This is a genomic window from Nostoc sp. S13, assembly GCF_029379315.1.
Lineage (GTDB): Bacteria > Cyanobacteriota > Cyanobacteriia > Cyanobacteriales > Nostocaceae > Nostoc.
Genome location: NZ_JAQYWQ010000002.1, coordinates 66,308 through 85,023, shown reverse-complemented (window position 1 = coordinate 85,023; position 18,716 = coordinate 66,308). Strand labels below are relative to the sequence as shown.

The window sequence follows — 18,716 nt, the reverse complement described above, 5'->3', positions numbered from 1 at the left end:
TGGAATTCGCAGCTACGCAGGCAAAGTCTGCGGAGGCGAACTAAGGAAAAGTTGAGGGTTTGAAATCACCTCCGTGGGTTTTGCCTGTGTCTGACTTTTCACGTCATATGGAAAACCTAACCCCCCAGCCCCCTTCCCGAATAGGGAAGGAGGAGAATTCAAAGCCTCTTTCCTCTAAGGAGAGAGGAATGGAAGTAAGGTTTTCCAGATCAGAGTGAAATCAAAATTATTTGTAAACAAGGTTTTATAGTGTGAGGAATGAAGTGTGAAACAGCTTCACGGTAATAGTTTTATATTGGGTGCTACCGCTTTTGTATTTTTGGCAGCTCAACCAGTTTGGGCACAAATTAGTCAAATTACTGATGTCCAGTTAAATCCAGTTGATGGTGGAATTAAGGTTGTTTTGAAAACTTCTTCAGGGTCACGCCCCCAAGTTTTCACGACAAAAACAGGCAAGGCTTTAGTTGCAGATATTATCAATACTCAATTACGATTACCACAAGGTAAGAGTTTTCGTCAAGATAGCCCAGCACCAGGAATTGCGTCTGTTGAGGTTAGTCAGCTTGATGCCAATAGCGTCCGGGTGACGGTAACTGGCAGCAATAACACACCTAGCAATCAACCCGTGGTGCGATCGCTAAATGGAATTATACTCAGCTTTAGCCCATCGGCAGGCACTATAGTATCAGTACCAACGCCAACAACACCAACATCCACAGCACCCCCTGCTACTACTCCAGTCCAACCTGGTCAAAAGCCAGATGTTCTCGTGCCCAACCCGCAAATCACCATTGACGGACAACCTGCACAACCTGCTGGGCCAGGTCAACCTGTGAGTCAGGGTCCACCTTTCTTACCTAGAGCGATCGCCCCACCAGTGGGAGATATTGCTATTTCCGCTACCGATGCTTCTCCTAGCACCATTGACTTAGCAACTCAGGAACGTGTACCCCGCTTAGTATTGCGAGATGCCCCGGTGCGTGAGGTTTTGTCATTGCTTGCCCGTGCTGCTGGTTTGAACTTGGCTTATGTGGGAGGTGAGCAAGCTGGTGCTGCACAAGCAACCTCTCAAACAATCTCTTTAGATATAGAAAATGAGCCAGTGCAAGATGTATTTAACTATGTCTTGCGCTTGAGTGGTCTAGAAGCTAATCGCAGTGGTCGTACAGTTTTTGTAGGGGCTAAACTACCTAATGCGACCCGTGACATGGTTATGCGTAGCCTGCGACTTAATCAAGTATCAGTGGGAGTGGCCTTGAACTTTTTGGTCGGCTTGGGCGCAGAAAGTGCGGTCAGCCGCGAACGGCAAGTTACCAGCGTTAGTGCCGTACCTGTGGGTAATGCAGCTGCGGCTATCACCCAAACTCAGACGACCACGGAAAACAGAGTTGAAACTCAACGCGTTAATTTTACAGACTCTAGCCCATTACTGAGAGGTTTACAGGCATTAGGAGAGGAACGCACCAATTCCATTACCTTAATTGGCTCTCCTCGGCTAGTTGAGATGGCGATCGCTCAACTAACTCAGCTTGATATCCGTCGTCGTCAAGTGGTAGTTAACGTCAAGATTATCGATGTTAATCTCAATAACACCCAGGACTATAACACTAGCTTTTCTTTTGGGATCGGCAACAATTACTTTAGCAATGATGGCGGTGCAGCAACTCTAAATTTTGGCGGTTCGAGGCCAGTTACTAGTGTTGAAGCGAGAACCAGTGTGACTAATACACCTACAACCACTAATCCACTTAGTAGCGCAAATATTTTTCTTAACCCACAAAATCCAACCACAGGAGCAGTTAGTGCTGGTGTAAACTCTAACCCAACGCAACCAGGACTTTCATCATTTACCCCAGCAACTCCAGGAACAATTACAGCTGTACCAACTCAGTTTGACCCAATTACTGGTGTAGCGACTCAATACAGTAATCAGGTGACTGGTCAGACCCCTGCTCAATATACATATAGCTTGCCGTCTATTTACCAATTTCCTAAACGTCTTCTTACTAGCTTGCAAGCTCAAGTCACAAATGGCAATGCCAAGATTTTGACTGATCCAACCTTAATTGTGCAAGAAGGTCAACAGGCTCTTATCAACCTGACTCAAGAAGTAGTAGGAAATATAACCCTCCAAACAACGGATACTTCGGGTGGTTCTAGAACAGATAGAACAATTACGAAGCAAAACGTTGGCTTAACTTTGAATGTAAGAATTGAGCGGATTGACGATAATGGTTTCGTTTCTCTATCAGTTGCTCCTACTGTCAGCGCTCCTTCAGGCACAGCAGATACAGGAAACGGACAAATTGTTTTAGTGTCTCAACGCTCCCTTACTTCTGGCTTAATTCGCTTACGAGATGGTCAAACGCTAATTCTCTCAGGCATCATTCAAGACCAAGACCGAACAACTATCTCCAAGATTCCTATTTTGGGTGATCTCCCACTGATTGGTGCGCTGTTTAGAAGTACAAACAGATCCAACCAGCGCAATGAGGTGATTGTGTTACTCACACCTCAAATCATGGATGACTCTCAAAACTCCTCCTACGGCTATAACTACAATCCCAGCCCAGAAGTGAGGCAAATCCTTGAGCGTCGAGGCTTAAAGCTTCCTAGCAGGTAATAAAGATAATCGGTAGGTAAGTTACCTATGGCAAAGCCTCAGATGCCCGACTTTTTTAAGAAGTCGGACATCTTCTTGTTGACGATTAAATGTCATTCTAGAATAAAAATACCTAATCAGAATAGAAGTAGTAACTGTAATATAAAGAGGACGATTTATTGCGTTTTTGTGATTTAGAATTTTCATCAAAAAACTTTAACTGAACTGTATTAGGTTTTTGTAGCCCAGTTAGCGAACAAAAACGGGAGATACTCCTATGACTGCACTTACATTAAACCTCAATTCTGTAATTAAACTGACAAGAGAGCAGTTTTATCAATTGTGTGAAGAAAACCCCGATTTAAAATTAGAACGCAATGCCCAAGGAGAGTTGATTCTAATGCCACCAAGGGGGGGGAAACAGGAAAAAGTAATTCTACTATTAACGCTCAAATATGGTTCTGGAACGATCAAAATCAATTGGGCGAAGTTTTTGATTCATCAACTGGATTTACTTCACCTTCAGGGGCTGACCGTTCTCCAGATGTTTCTTGGGTGGAAAAATCTCGCTGGGATGCTTTGACTAAAGAACAAAAAGAAAAATTTATTCCCCTATGTCCTGATTTTGTGATCGAGATACTTTCACCTAATGACAACTTGAAAAAAACTCAGAAGAAGATGCAAGAGTATATCGAAAATGGTTGTCGTCTAGGTTAGTTGATCAACCGAAAAAAACAGGAAGTACAAATTTATCGTCCAGGTCAAGATGTAGAAGTTTTAAAATTTCCTCAAACTATTTCCGGGGAAAATGTTTTACCTGGTTTTGTACTCAACATACAACGAATTTGGTAAAAGTAACGTAGGCGCAATTCATTAATTGCCCCTACAGCGTCTAGAAAATATACCTAGCGATTAGAAATCACGGCTACACAAACGAACGCGAACAGCGTCTTGCAGAGAAGTTCGCGCAGGCGGACTTTAAGGAATTTGAACTTGTCGTCATTCCCCATTAGCATATTTATTCTTAACTGTAATATTAAGGGGTACAGTACTGGAAAAGGTTTGTTGCGGAGAACTAAACTATGGTGGCGATAACAACATCCGCAAAAAATAGGGTTTTACTCCAAAACATCAGCTGGCAAACATTTAAAACCATGCTGGCTGAAATGGGTTCAGAGCGAAACTCCCTATTTGCTTATGACAATGGAACTGTAGAAATTATAATCCCACAAATGCCGCACGAAAACTCAAATCGTGTAATTGAAGGCTTAGTTGGTGTGTTGTGCGAAGAGTTGAGTTGGGAAATTAAACGTGCTGGTTCGCTAACTTTAACGCGAGATGATTTAGAGCAGGGAGCAGAGCCAGATAGTAGCTACTATATCCAAAATGAAGCGTTAGTTCGAGATCAAGAAAATATTGATATAGCCATCGACCCACCCCCAGACCTGGTGCTAGAGGTGGAATATTCCAGGTCTGCAATAGACAAGCTGAGGCTTTATGCTGCGATGGGAGTCCCCGAATTCTGGCGTTATAACGGCAGTGTGTTGCGAGTTTACACACTTGCAGGTGGGCAATACTCAGAAGTCCAAACCAGCCCTACTTTTGCGCCTGTGTCGGTGAAAGAGATTCCTCGGTTTATCCAAGAAGCTAAAAAAAATGGGGAAATTGCTACCACCCGCGCTTTTCGGGCTTGGGTGCAACAGGAAATTTCTGGTAGGGAATGAAAAATCCTTTGGCTGATTTGTGGCAATGTCACAAATCGTAAAGGCTTCGATTTTCATAAAAATTGGTTAATCTCAGCAATAACTCTTCAACATCGGTAATTAATCCCAACAATTAGTAACCATCTCCCACCTCCTCACTCCCCTGTTTGCCTCGCGATCGCGGTATTTACTAGGTATTTTTTCCTACTTTTGGGGTGATTTTTCGGGGAACAACTACCCTAATATTACAAAACATCCTGAAATCTATATAAATTAATGGTTTCATCTATCCACATCAGGCTACAACACCTTAGAATGATTCATTGAAAAGTCGAGCCGATGGGATGTACAGCCATTTTGAGTAAAGGTACTCCTAAAGGATGATTTTTGTATTTCCGCGAACAGAGATTTCAGTACAGATGTGTCAAGGTGCATCCGTAAAGAATCTCAAGTAAACCTTCAGGAGTTTGATATGAACAAGGGTGAATTAGTTGATGCCGTAGCTGAAAAAGCTAGTGTTACCAAGAAACAAGCGGATGCAGTCTTAACTGCCGCTTTGGAAACGATTATTGAAGCGGTTTCCTCTGGTGATAAGGTAACGTTGGTGGGATTTGGCTCCTTTGAATCACGGGAACGTAAAGCCCGCGAAGGTCGCAACCCAAAAACAAATGAAAAGATGGAAATCCCAGCGACAAGGGTTCCTGCTTTCTCGGCAGGAAAACTGTTTAGAGAAAAGGTAGCACCCCCAAAAGCATAGGTTCTGTCTTCGGGAACCCTTTTTTAATGCGGCAACCTGCACACGGGGGAAATTTAGCCTGGGCAGCAGCACTGGCTGGCTGTCCCCCTGACGCTATTCTGGATTTTTCTGCTAGCATCAGCCCGTTGGGGCCTCCAAATAGCGCGATCGCTGCTATTAAGTCCCAAATTGGTAATCTTAAGCACTATCCAGATCCAAATTATAGTGAACTGAGACTAGCTCTCAGTCACTTTCATCAACTGCCGCCTGAGTGGATTCTGCCGGGTAACGGCTCCGCAGAATTACTTACTTTAATCGGTAGGGAATTAGCTCAATTAGCCGCGACAACTTTAATAACTCCAGCCTTTGGCGACTACTACCGAACCCTAAGGGCGTACAACGCTAAAGTGCTGGAGTGTCCTTTGTCATTGGTCACTTGTACTGAGCTTTGCCGAAGTATTGGTGATTGGTCACTTGTACTAAGCTTTGCCGAAGTATTGGTGATTGGTGATTGGTCTTTGACAAAGGAGAAAGGACTGCTTCTGAATAATCCCCACAACCCAACGGGAAAGCTATTTTCGCGGGACTGTATTTTGCCCTATCTTGAGCAATTTGCTTTGGTTGTGGTAGATGAAGCATTTATGGATTTTGTGCCGCCCAATCAGGAACAAAGCCTGATTCCGGTGGTACAGGAATATCCGAATTTAGTAGTATTGCGATCGCTGACCAAATTTTACAGTCTCCCAGGACTGCGATTAGGATATGCGATCGCACACCCTGACTGCCTAGCTAGATGGCAGCTATGGCGTGACCCCTGGCCCGTAAACACGTTAGCGGCGGCGGCGGCAATTGCGGCACTCCAAGATACGGAGTTTCAGCAGCAAACCTGGGCATGGCTACCACCTGCACGAAACCAACTCTTTCAGGGTTTAGCTGAAATCCCAGGATTGCAACCCCAAGCAAGTGCTGCTAACTTTTTACTGGTTGAGTCCCAAAAGTCTACTTCGCTGTTACAGCAACAATTACTCAAGTATCACCAGATTTTAATCCGCGATTGCCTTAGCTTTAAAGAACTAGGCGATCGCTTTTTCCGGGTTGCTGTACGTGAAGAGTCCGATAACCAACGCTTATTAACAGCGCTGAGTGGGGAAGGTGGGGCCCCCTCTGGGGATAAGGGGTAATGGGGAGTGGAGAGTGGGGAGTAGGGAGTAGGGGAAATGAGGGAACAGGGAGCAGAGGTGAAAGAGGTAATTTTCATTCTTCCTCATGCCCCATGCCCAATGCCCAATGCCCAATGCCCAATGCCCAATGCCCAATGCCCAATGCCCAATGACAAATGACAAATGACAAATGACTATTGATTATGATGTCGTAATTATTGGCGGCAGTCTTGCTGGATACTACGCTGCCCTTGCTGCAACCCAACTACGTGCTACAGTTGCCCTAGTGGAACCCAAAGTAGACTACGGGTTTAGTTATCACCATGCTCTTACTGAAATTGGTAAACTGGCAAAAAAGTTAAATGATGCCCCTAGTTTTGGTATTCATGCCAAACACACTCATACCTCAGAAGAATGCCACATATCTATGGCATGGACAGAAGCGATGCTGTATGCTCAATGCGTCGCCTCAAATCTCAAAGAACAGCATTCTCTAGCCATCCTAGCCGCGCGGGGAGTCGATGTTATCGTTGGCAGTGGTCAATTTCAATCTTCGCCCCAACTGACTTTTGTCGTTAATAATCGCCTACTACGCGCCCGTGCCTATTTACTGGCCAGTGGTTCGCGTCCAGAAATTCCAGAGATTGACGGATTGCAAGCCACTGGCTACCTAACCCTATCTAATATTTGGCAATCCTTAAAGGGAGCGATATTACCCAAAAATTGGGTCATTATCGGCGGGATTCCCCAAAGCATTGAAATCGCTCAAACTTTGGCGCGGTTTGGTTGCAGTGTGACCCTGGTAGTCAAGCATCCCTATATTCTCCCATATCTAGACCCTGAGATAGCCATGCTGCTTCAGGGGCAGTTGGAAATCGAAGGTGTGCGCGTACTCACCAAAAAATCAGTAACTCAGGTGAGGCTAATTGAGGATAAAAAGTGGATTCAAGCAGGAGACAAGGCAATTGAAACTGATGAAATTTTAGTGGCGACTGGACATCAGCCGAATCTTGAATCTTTAAATTTGGCAACAGTAGGTGTGAAATGGCATCGGCGTAGCTTAGTGGTGAATGATAAACTGCAAACCACTAACCACCGCATTTACGCTTGTGGTGATGTAATTGGTGGTTACGACTTTGCCAATATCGCTAATTATGAGGCAAAAATTGCGCTGAACAATGCACTCTTTTTCCCCAGGTTACGAGTAAATTATCACTCCATTCCTTGGGCGATGTTTTCTGTGCCGATGCTGGCGCAAGTGGGTTTAACAGAGGCGCAGGCAAAACCCCAATTTGGTCGAGATGAAGTCTTAGTTTTGCGACAGTATTTTAAAACAATGGCAGCAGCCCAACTTCGGGACGAAACCACTGGTATGTGTAAATTAATTGTGCTACGCAACGGGGAAATTTTGGGAGCTTCGATATTGGGGGCAGAAGCTGGAGAGTTGATTAATTTGATTGCTTTAACAATGTCACAAAAAATTAAAGTCAAAGATTTAGCAAATCTATCTCCCGTCTATCCTAGTTTCTCAGAAATTCTGGAACAAACTGCAAGAGAGTGGAGTAAGCAGAGGTTAAATAGCAATATTGCTTTGCAAGAGTTTTTAGAAGGCTTCTTCCATTTTTGCCGTAACTGGAATTTATGAGCGGGGAATTAAACAGCTTCTATCACAACTGCTCAAAGATTTCTTTGAGAGCGTCTTGATTATGACACCAAGCCGTAGAGCAATCCCAAGCTCCGCTTATGAATTCTTCTTCAATTATTCATCTGGAAAAGTCTGTACCTTGCCATCAGGGCTGAGAACAACTCGAATTCTGACATTTTGTCCGCGTCTATTGGCGGAAACAAAAGGTTTACCGACTTCAGGCATCCCAGCGCTATCAATGAATTCTCTTGCTGCCTTATTCAGGGGAAAAATTCGTTCCACTTTGCCATCAACACTGACTATCAAACTGTACTCTAATGTTTGTGCTAGTCCAGTAGGTGGTTGCCAACGCTTTTTTAGGTATTCTCTAGCTTCTGCTATTTGAGGTGTGTCAAATAATGTGCTGTTAGTTGCCACTTCTGTGGATGTGGGGGTTTTGCGTCCATCTCCTAATTGATCGATGAAAGGATTATTATCCGCAGTTCTAGAGGTGGGAAGTTTTGAAGCAGGTTTTTCTCCAGCAGAAGATGCCTGTAGGGAATTCATTCTTTCCTCTAGCTGCTCTTCTGAGTTTATTGAAGAGGGTTGAGTAAGGGTATTGCCACCATTATTATTGGGTATGGTGTCAACAGACGGGGGAACTGCTGAGATATTAGTTGGTAAGCTGCCCGTGGTAGAAGATAGTCTGGGTGGCAAATTCCGCCTTTGAGGAAGAGCATCAGCTTGGGGACTTGACCCTGTAAGGTTCTGTCCCAGATTTGGTAATATGGCTATTTCCTGGCCTGGAATTTTGCTAGATGGTGCGTTAGAGAAGCTCCCAGAAGGCATCGCTCGATTGCTGGGAAGCGTTGAAATCGTTTTCTGAGGTATACCCAGTGCATTATTTGGAAATAGAGGTGGCGGTGTAGAGAAAGTGGAACTAGGGGCTATTAAAGGTGCTGGGGGCAAACTGGATGTGGGAAGTGGAGGAGTGGAACCTAGTAAGTTATCTGAGCGACTGCTGAGTCCGGGTTCAGGCGTGGGAAAGTTTAGTGAAGGTTCTAAAGCAGTCTTGATCGCTGCTGGATCTGCTGTTTTGGCTGTTTGCTGTTGCTTTTCTCTAATGTTGTTAGCATATTGCCAAGTAACTGGTAACAAACCTACGCCTAATACTAATACTGCGGCAACAGGCGCCCAAGTAGGGAACCTCAGACTCGAAGTGGTGCTGTTGAGAGTTGGAAGTGACATGACATCAGTCGAGTATTCATCTAAAGCACTTGCCAAATCAAATAGTTGCAGCAGACTGAGTTTAATTATCGGCCCAGATGAGTGATTGGCGAGAGAACCGAGAAATAAGTTGTGAGTTAAATAGCTGCTTGGTTCTAAGTGGATATTTGCCCCTGAAATCTGGGTGCTAAAAGAATTTAATGTTTTTGTTGAGGACTTTAATTCCGGCTCATCCAGTGCTGTGCTTGACTCCTGGGTACCGGAGAAACTGACCCAAAAGCTTTCTGGAGACTGTTGGAGGAATTGTTGTACGTAGCTGGTGACTGCATCACATAAGGCTTCGAGTTGATCGCGATCGCCCCGAATTGGAACTCTGTTTTCTTCTGGTAGTCGGGGATCATCAAAACGCAGCTCAAAGCTCAGGTGCTTCAGGACAGTTTTCCCCATCCAACGGGATAGAGGTGAGCTTTGCGCGAATACTTCTAGCGTGCAAGTCGGGGGTGTGTAGCAACGAATGACAGAATTTGATAGAGGCATGGCAGGAACTGCGAGGAAGACTATTTGGAATTTTGCAAAAAAAGAAAAGTTGAAACGGCGGATTCCTCCACTCAGAACTTTGTCAGGTTCCTTCCGTTATCCAAACTGGTGTGCAAGGAGGAAGCAGTGCTGATAGTGCATCGCCCAAGGGCTAACGACCATCAAAAAGGAATCTTTACCTAGCAAACTTTAATGAGCGAATTTTGGTTGAGGAATTTCAATTCTTTAATCTAAAATTTTGTTGAACGGTCTATAAGTGCTAGCCAGAGACGGCGATGCCCACCAGGAGCACTGTAAAAAAGTAAATCTACAAGCAGTTTTAGTGCCAGGTTAGTTAGTAAATCCGTTGAGATTTGCTCGTCCTCTTCCATCCGCTCTTGGTAAGTGTTGCAAAAAGCATCAATATAATCTCCAAGTAAAGCAGCCTGGTAAGGTTCCCGGTTATTTTCTGCCATTTGTTCCAACAGACCGACAGCGCGGCGAATCAATTCCTGGTGCTGTTTGGCTAGGTAGCAGGTGATCAGAACAAGCGATCGCGCTTCTTCGACATCTAGCTTTTTTCGCCCTCCTTGACCTTTGCGTAGGGGATTTGATTGGCGCAGTCGCCATAAAGCTACGCGGTCTGGCACTCTTGACTCTAAATTCAGATCAGTTGCCGCCGAAAGCATAGCCTCTGAACCAATCCCAGTTAAGGTTTCTAGCGCCAACAGCACCAAGTCTAATTGGGTTTTGATATTATCCCATTGAACTGTGTTTGGGGCTGGAAGCTTGATTAAATCCTCCCACTGGGAATTTGGAGTGGCTGAGTTGGTGGCCGAGTGCATAACTTTTAGCATAGGTGATCAAGCTGATAGGGGATGTTGCTGTTACCCATTTTGAAACCAGACTCTCAAGCGTCAAGCTTGGTTTCCCATAGCTATAAGCCAGAGGCTTCAGCTAGATTTTTTGTATGTGTAAACAGCAGGTATCTCTGTCCTACTCTAGATGAAAATTTATTTTCGACAAAGTAGAAAATTTTCAATTCCAGTTAAGGTTTACCCGACTTTCGCTACTAGCTCCATACAATAGTATAAATAAACAATGTTAAGAATGGTAACAGCCAATTATCGCTAAATAATTATTTAGAATACGTCCTAATTTATTTGCAGTTTTAAATTTTGAAATTTCTTGATGTTTTATTAATTAGTATTAATCTATACATAATTACTATACAGATTTTTTGCCTGTTTGCTAAAGGCGCTTCTTGCTGCTGGTCATCATCCCACCTCAGTTTCACTTGTGTGCAGCCTGTTATTTCAGCACAGACTGGGCAACATCAGGACGATTGATGCCTCCATGAAACTGAGGACAAACTTAAAAGTTTGATCAAGTTAGCATTTGAAGATGTTGGGCTATTCATTTTTTCCAATTTAGTTGGTATTATACCTCTAGCCGCAAACCACGTATATCTGAGAACTCATTGAAAAACTTGATGAAAAAAAGTAATTATTTCTACGTTTATCTAAAACTAACACTTAAATAAGACTTACAGAAAATTCATTGAGTAGTAATAGCAACGCAACAATATAAATAACAATTATGAAAAAGTATGAAAAAGCATTTTTTTGCCTTTTCACTGATAGCTTGTGCTGTCGGTGTGACTTTGCCAACTCAGGCGTTCGCGGTTAAGCTATATGGTGCTGGTAGTTTGCGTGATAGCCTCACACAAGTAGGTGAATCTTTTAACGAGAAATATGGGATTCCAGTATAAACGCGATTTGGCCCGTCTGGTTCAACACGAGAACTTATAGAACAAGAATTATCCGAAACCGGAAAATCCGCAGATGTTTTTGCCAGTGCAGATATTGATAACCCTCAGACATTGTTTGAGGAAGGTTTAAGTGAACCTGTAGTGAACTTCACTAGCAACCGCATGACTGCTGTTGTCAGATCAGGACTTGGTATCACATCAGATAATTTGTTGGATTTTTTGCTAAAACCTGAAATCAAGGTGGCAACCTCCACACCTGTAGCAGATCCATCTGGTGACTATGCATGGCAGATATTTGATAAGACTAATCAGGTTAAACCTGGTAGCTCTAAAATTCTGAAGGATAAAGCTTTGCAATTAGTAGGTGGTAATCCTAATGCTCCTATAGTTCCTAATGGTAAAAATAATTTAGTCTACTTTCTAGAAGAAACAAAGCAGGCAGACATCTTTTTAGCTTATTACACCAGTGGGAAGGCTGCCCAAGCAATAGTAGGTGGTGACAATCTCCAAATAGTAGAATTACCCGACTATTTAGCAACGAAAGCTAATTATGGATTGACTACACTGAAAAATGCCGATCCTGATGGGGAAAAATTAGCTGAATATATCCTGTCACCATCAGGGCAAGAAATTTTGGCAAAGTATGGATTTAGCGCACCCTCTACTTCTGTTCCCGAACATCAGGGTGCGGGTGGAATTTTGCTGGCTGTAGGTGTAGCTTTTATCCTGAATAAAAAACAAGTATTGCTCAAAAAGCAATTAATCAAAATTGTCAACGGAGATGCAGAACAAGGGCGTCACAACCTTTTTGAGTAGCCATTTATGACAATTTCAACTAAAGGGGGCTACTAATTTTCTGTCTTATCCACGCACGAAATGCTTTCATTGTCGCATTTCTGCCATTGCTTTTACTCTGCATCAAATATTTGGGAATCGCTTGGAAAATTGGGATATTGGGAAAAAGAGAACTAGTATTTGATTCTATATATTTACCATCGAACAGCAGGTTGATTTCCAACTTGCTTCCATTCCATCGCCACAGTTCCGGTACTCTCAAAGCTTGATAATTATTAAAACGAGTCCTGGAGGTAATATCAATTTCAATAGCTAAATCTGGAGGCGGGTCGGTTTCTAAATTGATTCTATCTTTGCCTCTAATTATAGCTTCATTTTGGATATAGAAACAATCATCGGGTTCTACTCCAGCATCCATATTTTCCTTATCAAAAGTCGTAGAACCCAAACTCCAAAATTCCAGTTCGAGTTCTTCTAATAATACTTTTACCAAGTCGCCAATTATAACTTTAGCTACTTCATGCTCTGGTAATGGAGCCATTATTTCCAACACCCCTTGACTGTAACCGATGCGAGAACTGCGATTGTCTCCCAATTCCGCTAAAATGCGTTTGTATGCCGACCAGGAGACATCTTTAATCAACAACTGATGACCGGCTCTAACAATTAGTTGATTGAGTTCAAGTAACATCGCAAATTTCCTTCTCTTGATTAATGGCAATACGCTTGGTGTTAGTGATATTTTACTCCCGAAGATTATGAGTAAAAAAGCTAAAAGCTGCAATGAAAGGTAAAATCTTGGTCTTCATACTGTTTTTATTCTGCAACTTCTGCTTCATCCTAACTTTGGGTGATGAAATATAGCAGTTCTCGTTTGAATGCAATTGAGAACCGCTATAGTTACATTTATTGCTACTTTATTTTATGTAAGCAACGGTAACACCACTGCCGCCATCTGCTTGTTCTGCTGGTTCGTAGTTGTTCACTCTGGAATGCTGTTGCAAAAAGGCGTGGACACCTTGTCGGAGTTTACCAGTGCCGTAGCCGTGAATAATCCAGAGTGGCCCTGTAGCCTCTGAGATCGCTTTATCTAAAATGTATTCGGCATCAGCCACCCGCTTACCACGCAAATCGACGGTATTTCGGGAAGTCCGAATTTCTGGGGGACTTTGCGGTGGTGGTGGTGGCGTTACTACTGCTGGGGCTGGTTTGGGTTTGACAACTGGTTCGGGTTTTTGACCATCTAGAGATTCTACGTCTTCCAACTTCACAGTCATTTTCATTAGCCCAAACCGAACGCTTAACTCCCCATCTTCATTAGGGGCGGTGATCACTTCTGCTGTCTGTCCCAGTTTGGGAACACGGAGGCGATCGCCTACTTTGGGCATAAACCCAACTTTTGGTTTTGCTGGGGTTGCTGGCTGATATTGCTGGCCAATTTGATTCAAAGCATTGGTGGCTTGCTGGGCCTCTTGGGCTGTGGGCGTACCTTTCTGCAAGCGGCGAATCACTTGGGCAATTTCACCTTTTGCCTGGGCGATCGCTTGTTGGACTGCTACTTCCTGTGAAGCCCGCAAACTGCTTTCCCTCTCCTCCAGACTTGCGGCTTTTGCGGATACTTCTTTGTATAAACGTTCCGCTTGATACAACAAACTTTGTGCTTCGGCAGCTTTGGTTTCCTGGCGGCGGCGTTGCGCTTCTAAGCCAGCAATCACCTGGTTAACTTCATCTGTGGCCTCTCCCACTTGGGTTTTCGCCTCTTCTACCACTTCTGCCTTCAATCCCAAGCGCAGGGCAATGGTTAAGGCGTTAGAACGTCCGGGGATGCCCCACAGTAGACGGTAAGTAGGTGAGAGAGTACTTTCATCAAATTCAACAGAGGCATTTTCAAACCGCTCATCTTCGTATTTCAGGGCTTTGAGTTCGCCGAAGTGAGTGGTGGCAATAGTTAGCTGGGCATGGTTGGCTAAATATTGCAACAAGGCGATCGCTAAGGCGCTACCTTCAACTGGATCGGTGCCTGCGCCGACTTCATCGAGTAAAACTAGGGAATTGGGCATAGGGCATGGGGCATGGGGGAGCCACTGCGTTGGGCGGCTCTGCCGACTTGAAGCAAGTGGCGTCATGGGGTATGAGGCATTGGACTCTCTCTCATCTCCCTCATCTCCCTCATCTCCCCCACTGCCTAATGCTTCCAAAATCCGACTAATCCGGCGGATATGCCCAGAGAATGTGGATAAACTTTGCTGTAAGGATTGTTCATCGCCAATATCTGCTAGCACTTGATCAAACCAAGGTATTTCTACTGGTTCGCGGGCGGGGACAAATAAACCCACTTTCGCCATCAATGCTGCTAACCCCAAAGTTTTTAAGGTTACAGTTTTGCCGCCAGTATTTGGACCGGTAATCGTCACTACCCGAATTAGCGGACTAATCAGTAAATCAACAGGAACTACTGGTTGCCCTTGTTCATGCTGTTGCTGCCAAACTAACAAAGGATGTCGTAAGTTCCGCAAGGTAATAATTTCATTGTCTTCACGCTGGATAAATCGCGGGGGATTTGCTCCTAGCCAGTAACTATATCGTGATCTAGCGGTTGCCAGATCCAAAGTGGTAGCGATCGCTAACAACCTCTCTAAATCTGGTTTAACTGCGGCTACAAGTTCGGTCAAAACGCGGCGAATCGCTTCTTCTTCAGCTTGCTCTCTCCTGATGATCTGCCGTAGTTGGTTGCCCAGAGGCACTACTGAATTCGGTTCTACATACAGCGTCGCACCACTGGTAGAGGTATCGTGGACAATGCCGGGGATGGCATCTTTTTGGGGTGCTTTCACGGGGATGACAAAGCGATCGTTCCGTTGCGTAATCAGCTGTTCCTGAACTGCCCCAGATTTTGCCTGTAAGATATTTTGCAGCTTTTGAGTAATCTGAGTACGTAGTCGCCGCAAATCTGTGCGAATTTCTCCCAGTTTTTGACTGGCGCGGTCAGTTACCTGGGCCCGTTCATCAATACACCGGTGAATTTCTTTTTCTAGTTCTGGATAAGTCCGCAAATCGGCAACCAACTGAGTCAGTATGGGCAAATCTTCCTGATTGTCAATAATACGGCGCAAATTTCTAGCACCAGCCAGGGTGGTAGCGATCGCTAACAGTTCATCCCCTGTCAAAATTGCACTGCGTTCTGCCCGTTCTAAGGAATCGCCAATATCTTCAATTCCCTCAAATGATAGTCCCGTAGTCAGGTGACTTTCGAGTTGGTAGACTTCTTTTGTTTGCTCTAACAACTGTTCGCTTTGGCTCTGAGAATCGGGTATTTTCAGATGACGCGCCGCTATCGCCCCCAGCTTAGTTGCCGCAAAGGTGGCAAGGTGCTGGCAAAGGCGATGCCATTCTAATAGTTCTAAGGTTTCAGATTGGATCAAGGTTTCAACATCTAATCTGAAATTATCGTAACAATTCTAGCTCCTAGATGGACAAATATTAAAAGAGAAAATTTTGCTTTAGTCAATAGTCGAGAGCTATTTTGCCCTTCATCTGCTTGTATACTTATGTATTTTATGATACTTTCATATCAATTTAGTTTTTATCTACAAAAAAAGTTAAACAGTTTTGTTGACTCGATATAAGCAGATCATGCGGCTATATATCTGAAACAAATAGAGTTTTTTAGTAATAACTGACACAACAAACCATATTTCCTGAGAAACTATTCCAACACCAACCGTCATCGAAAACAACACAGAAACTAATTAAGCAGCAAATATTTCCTGCACCAAAACGTAAGGCTGGACGATGAGAGTATTAAATCGCTTACTGCGCTCAAGATTCCATTCTCCCACCTGTACTGTCGTGGGTTTGGTAATCAATAGTTCATCAATCCACTGTTGCACTGATGGAATGTGATCACTAGCGATCGCTACTCCAACATCTAGCAAGTTTAACTCAGGTGCCACCAAAATTACTGCATCTCGTTGTACATGAGGAATTAGCCACTCCCACTCTGCCTCATCCACAATTTCTGTTAATTCCGCTCTTAAATCCGACATCATTCCCCAATCTTTATTTGTAAATGGCTATTTTTACATTATTAACTAAAAGGTACTTCCTGACCGAATTTTAGATTTTCAATTTTGGAAAATGGAATTGTTGGCGCAGCCTAAGAAGAGAAGATTCAAAAGCGTTCGACTAACTTGTACTGAGCTTTGTCGTTGGCGCAGCCTAAGAAGAGAAGTAGCGTTCCGCAGGAAGTCAAAAATTTAAAAAGGTCTCAGAGCATAGAAATTTATACTCGCTCCGCGAGAAGCAAGCTACGTGGAATAAATCTCAAATCTCAAATCCTCTCATTGTGTGACCAATGATTAATAACTAAACTTCTGATTTCATTTCATCAATTTCAAATAAAGATACAATTACTCCAGCGATGGGAATAGATATAAAAACACCTATTAATCCTGCGACTCTAGCGCCTACTAGCAAAGCAAAAAATACCACTACAGGATTAAGATTCAGCGCATCTTGCATAATTCGAGGCGCAATTAAGTTATCTTGTATTTGCTGGAGAACAATACAAGCTATCAAGACTTTCAATGCTAACCAAACACCTTGAGACAACACAAATAGAGTCACTGTGCTTACTCCTAATGTTGCTCCTATACCAGGAATGATATCAACAATTCCCACTATCACTGACAATATCAAAGCAAAAGGTACTTTTAATATTAAAAAAACTAGGAAAGTCGTACTTGTCAGAAATACACTTAATAATAATTGACCTCTAAAAAATCCGAGAAATGAGCGTCTGATTATATTTGTAAATCTATTGCGGCGCTATTTTGGTACTATTTTTATGATAAAATTCCATAGCTTGTCTCCATCTAATAGCATGAAGAAAGCCACAACTGCAATTAAGATAAAAGTCACAAAGTTCGTCATAAACCCTTGTAAAATAGCTAAACTAGTAACAAGAGTTGATACAGCTTGGTTTCGTAATTGTTCTTGAATAAAACTTAAATCTATCTGCAAATTACGGTTTTGCAAAAACCCTTCTGGTCGCTCTAATAGAGGTATTAAAGAATTGACAAAGCCAGTTATACTGTCAATTAATTGTTGTCCTTGAGATAAAACTGTTAAGCTCAGGGTAATTATCACACCGCTAATAATCACAATACTCAGCAAGAAAACGACACCAACAGCTACACCGTGGGGCAAAAAACGCCGCAGCCATTGTACAGGATAGCTGAGTAAAAAAGCTAAAATTGCCGCAAATGTAAAAATAACAATGACCGCTTCAAAGTAAGCTAAAAGTTGTACAGATGCCCAGCCAGAAGCAACCAAAAGCAAAAAGCGGACTAACGCCAGATTATTTAATCGCTCCCAAAAATTTTTGGCTTCAAAGCCGCTCATATCAATTTTGGATTTTAGATTTTGGATTTTGGATTAAAAGCATTGACTAAGTTGATAAAGATACAAAAGTTAAGTTGCGTACTTTACCGCCGTAGGCGTCGCTACCTCCCTAAAGCATATATCTGAGCTTGTCTAACTTATCGTCCTAAATCATGCATCTCGTTAATTGCTGTGGCACACTTTTGGGTCAACACTTCCAATTCCTGTTTATTAGTGGAATTGGGAGCATCAATCAAGTTACCAATTCTCACAGTGATGGGAACTGCGTGAGGTAGGGACGATCCTTTTTGTAAAATCCCCTCAGTACCCCAGACACTTACCGGCAATATTCGGGCTTTTGCTTTCGCCGCCACCAGCAATGCACCTCTTTTGGGGTCTGTAATTCGACCATCTGGGGTGCGGGTACCTTGCAAAAAAACACCGACAGCCCAACCCTTATCAAGACATTCTAGGGCGGAACGGATGGCATTGCGATCGGCATTTCCCCGACTCACCGGGTAAGCGCCGTACAATTTAATCGCTTGTGCCAAAATGGGAATATTAAATAACTCTTCCTTAGCCATGTACGCTACTGGACGACGTACACAGTTAGAGACAATCAGTGGGTCAAAGTAACTAGCGTGATTACTCACTACTAGCAACGGCCCTGATTGGGGGACATTTTCCATACCATAAATTTGACCCCGAAAGTAAGCGTGAAGGATGGGGCTGACGACCGACCATTTAAAGGCGTGGTAGAGTGCCAGACTGATAAACGGTTCGCGGTTTCTGTCCACAGAATATAATTCAAATCAGACTGAATTTAGCTTGACACTCTTCGCACCTAAAGGTGCGAAGATTCTTAAGACCTTGCAGCCTTAATATCCTGTTTGTACAGGTTCCCAGGCTCACCACGTTTGCTGCTTCGACTGCGCTCAGGACAAGTCATAGAGGGTGGTGATATCTCCTCAAGGTTTTTCGGGCGTATACTTCCCCCAGTCTGGGGGTAGGTTTTTAAATCTTGTACTGGTTAATTTATCTTATCATGTTTGTTGTTAAACATGACTTAAGCCGCAATCGCTTTTTGCGGTCACTGAGCCTGTCGAAGTACAGCTTTCATCCACCGCCTAAAGTACTTTGGACGCAACCATGTTGCTGTTTCTCAGGGGTTTTCAGCTAGCATTGCTATAAGCGATCGCA

General features: G+C 43.5%; 13 protein-coding genes and 3 pseudogenes. 9 read left to right on the top strand and 7 right to left on the bottom strand.

The genetic code is table 11. From position 1 onward, the window contains the following. Window positions 1-265: 265 nt before the first annotated feature. The 7 genes and pseudogenes from PUQ00_RS01060 (at window position 266) to PUQ00_RS01030 (ending at window position 7,846) form a co-directional block, all read left to right on the top strand. Window positions 266-2,623: a type IV pilus secretin family protein gene (locus PUQ00_RS01060; protein WP_300412285.1), complete on the top strand. Its 2,358-nt coding sequence runs from the start codon at window positions 266-268 to the stop codon at window positions 2,621-2,623. A gap of 256 nt (window positions 2,624-2,879) precedes the next feature. After that, a pseudogene (locus PUQ00_RS01055) lies at window positions 2,880-3,454 on the top strand (Uma2 family endonuclease). A gap of 230 nt (window positions 3,455-3,684) precedes the next feature. After that, window positions 3,685-4,326 (top strand): Uma2 family endonuclease, encoded by a 642-nt coding sequence (locus PUQ00_RS01050; protein ID WP_300412283.1) that lies wholly within the window; start codon window positions 3,685-3,687, stop codon window positions 4,324-4,326. Between the two features lie 451 nt (window positions 4,327-4,777). Continuing rightward, complete coding sequence (locus PUQ00_RS01045) at window positions 4,778-5,062, top strand: HU family DNA-binding protein (protein WP_010998076.1); 285 nt, start codon at window positions 4,778-4,780, stop codon at window positions 5,060-5,062. A gap of 26 nt (window positions 5,063-5,088) precedes the next feature. Beyond that, window positions 5,089-6,222 (top strand): threonine-phosphate decarboxylase CobD, encoded by a 1,134-nt coding sequence (cobD, locus tag PUQ00_RS01040; protein WP_300412274.1) that lies wholly within the window; start codon window positions 5,089-5,091, stop codon window positions 6,220-6,222. Between the two features lie 36 nt (window positions 6,223-6,258). Next, window positions 6,259-6,381 (top strand): histidine kinase, encoded by a 123-nt coding sequence (locus tag PUQ00_RS01035; protein ID WP_300412272.1) that lies wholly within the window; start codon window positions 6,259-6,261, stop codon window positions 6,379-6,381. 10 nt (window positions 6,382-6,391) lie between these two features. Beyond that, window positions 6,392-7,846, top strand: coding sequence for an NAD(P)/FAD-dependent oxidoreductase (locus tag PUQ00_RS01030; RefSeq protein WP_300412270.1), 1,455 nt, complete (start codon window positions 6,392-6,394; stop codon window positions 7,844-7,846). A gap of 114 nt (window positions 7,847-7,960) precedes the next feature. Here the strand turns inward: PUQ00_RS01030 and PUQ00_RS01025 are convergent, their stop codons facing one another. Both PUQ00_RS01025 and PUQ00_RS01020 read right to left on the bottom strand, forming a co-directional pair. Beyond that, a complete protein-coding gene (locus tag PUQ00_RS01025; protein ID WP_300412268.1) occupies window positions 7,961-9,589 on the bottom strand; it encodes a DUF4335 domain-containing protein in 1,629 nt (542 codons plus the stop codon). A 230-nt stretch (window positions 9,590-9,819) separates the two neighbouring features. After that, window positions 9,820-10,425: a DUF3038 domain-containing protein gene (locus PUQ00_RS01020; RefSeq protein WP_300412266.1), complete on the bottom strand. Its 606-nt coding sequence runs from the start codon at window positions 10,423-10,425 to the stop codon at window positions 9,820-9,822. 752 nt (window positions 10,426-11,177) lie between these two features. On the opposite strand from PUQ00_RS01020, the gene PUQ00_RS01015 reads away from it, so the two are divergent. Together PUQ00_RS01015 and PUQ00_RS01010 are read left to right on the top strand one after the other, a co-directional pair. After that, complete coding sequence (locus PUQ00_RS01015; protein ID WP_300412264.1) at window positions 11,178-11,339, top strand: hypothetical protein; 162 nt, start codon at window positions 11,178-11,180, stop codon at window positions 11,337-11,339. Between the two features lie 12 nt (window positions 11,340-11,351). Continuing rightward, window positions 11,352-12,155, top strand: a pseudogene (locus PUQ00_RS01010) (molybdate ABC transporter substrate-binding protein); the annotation flags it as partial. Between the two features lie 19 nt (window positions 12,156-12,174). On the opposite strand, the gene PUQ00_RS01005 reads toward PUQ00_RS01010, so the two are convergent. From PUQ00_RS01005 to PUQ00_RS00985, 5 genes and pseudogenes are all read right to left on the bottom strand, one after another. Then, window positions 12,175-12,825: a Uma2 family endonuclease gene (locus PUQ00_RS01005; RefSeq protein WP_300412262.1), complete on the bottom strand. Its 651-nt coding sequence runs from the start codon at window positions 12,823-12,825 to the stop codon at window positions 12,175-12,177. Window positions 12,826-13,051: 226 nt separating this feature from the next. Continuing rightward, entirely contained in the window at window positions 13,052-15,556 is a 2,505-nt protein-coding gene (locus PUQ00_RS01000; protein ID WP_300412260.1) for an endonuclease MutS2, read from the bottom strand. Between the two features lie 327 nt (window positions 15,557-15,883). Next, window positions 15,884-16,180, bottom strand: coding sequence for a DUF2288 domain-containing protein (locus PUQ00_RS00995; protein WP_300412392.1), 297 nt, complete (start codon window positions 16,178-16,180; stop codon window positions 15,884-15,886). Between the two features lie 319 nt (window positions 16,181-16,499). Continuing rightward, window positions 16,500-17,537, bottom strand: a pseudogene (locus tag PUQ00_RS00990) (AI-2E family transporter). A gap of 137 nt (window positions 17,538-17,674) precedes the next feature. Continuing rightward, window positions 17,675-18,313, bottom strand: coding sequence for a lysophospholipid acyltransferase family protein (locus PUQ00_RS00985; RefSeq protein WP_300412258.1), 639 nt, complete (start codon window positions 18,311-18,313; stop codon window positions 17,675-17,677). Between the last annotated feature and the right edge of the window lie 403 nt (window positions 18,314-18,716).

What these genes read in the sequence shown, in the direction of transcription:
- PUQ00_RS01050 (WP_300412283.1), top strand. Translation starts at nt 3,685, where the DNA reads ATGGTGGCGATAACAACATCCGCAAAAAATAGGGTTTTACTCCAAAAC.
- PUQ00_RS01045 (WP_010998076.1), top strand. Translation starts at nt 4,778, where the DNA reads ATGAACAAGGGTGAATTAGTTGATGCCGTAGCTGAAAAAGCTAGTGTT.
- cobD (WP_300412274.1), top strand. Translation starts at nt 5,089, where the DNA reads ATGCGGCAACCTGCACACGGGGGAAATTTAGCCTGGGCAGCAGCACTG.
- PUQ00_RS01035 (WP_300412272.1), top strand. Translation starts at nt 6,259, where the DNA reads ATGAGGGAACAGGGAGCAGAGGTGAAAGAGGTAATTTTCATTCTTCCT.
- PUQ00_RS01030 (WP_300412270.1), top strand. Translation starts at nt 6,392, where the DNA reads ATGACTATTGATTATGATGTCGTAATTATTGGCGGCAGTCTTGCTGGA.
- PUQ00_RS01025 (WP_300412268.1), bottom strand. Translation starts at nt 9,589, where the DNA reads ATGCCTCTATCAAATTCTGTCATTCGTTGCTACACACCCCCGACTTGC.
- PUQ00_RS01020 (WP_300412266.1), bottom strand. Translation starts at nt 10,425, where the DNA reads ATGCTAAAAGTTATGCACTCGGCCACCAACTCAGCCACTCCAAATTCC.
- PUQ00_RS01015 (WP_300412264.1), top strand. Translation starts at nt 11,178, where the DNA reads ATGAAAAAGCATTTTTTTGCCTTTTCACTGATAGCTTGTGCTGTCGGT.
- PUQ00_RS01005 (WP_300412262.1), bottom strand. Translation starts at nt 12,825, where the DNA reads ATGTTACTTGAACTCAATCAACTAATTGTTAGAGCCGGTCATCAGTTG.
- PUQ00_RS00995 (WP_300412392.1), bottom strand. Translation starts at nt 16,180, where the DNA reads ATGTCGGATTTAAGAGCGGAATTAACAGAAATTGTGGATGAGGCAGAG.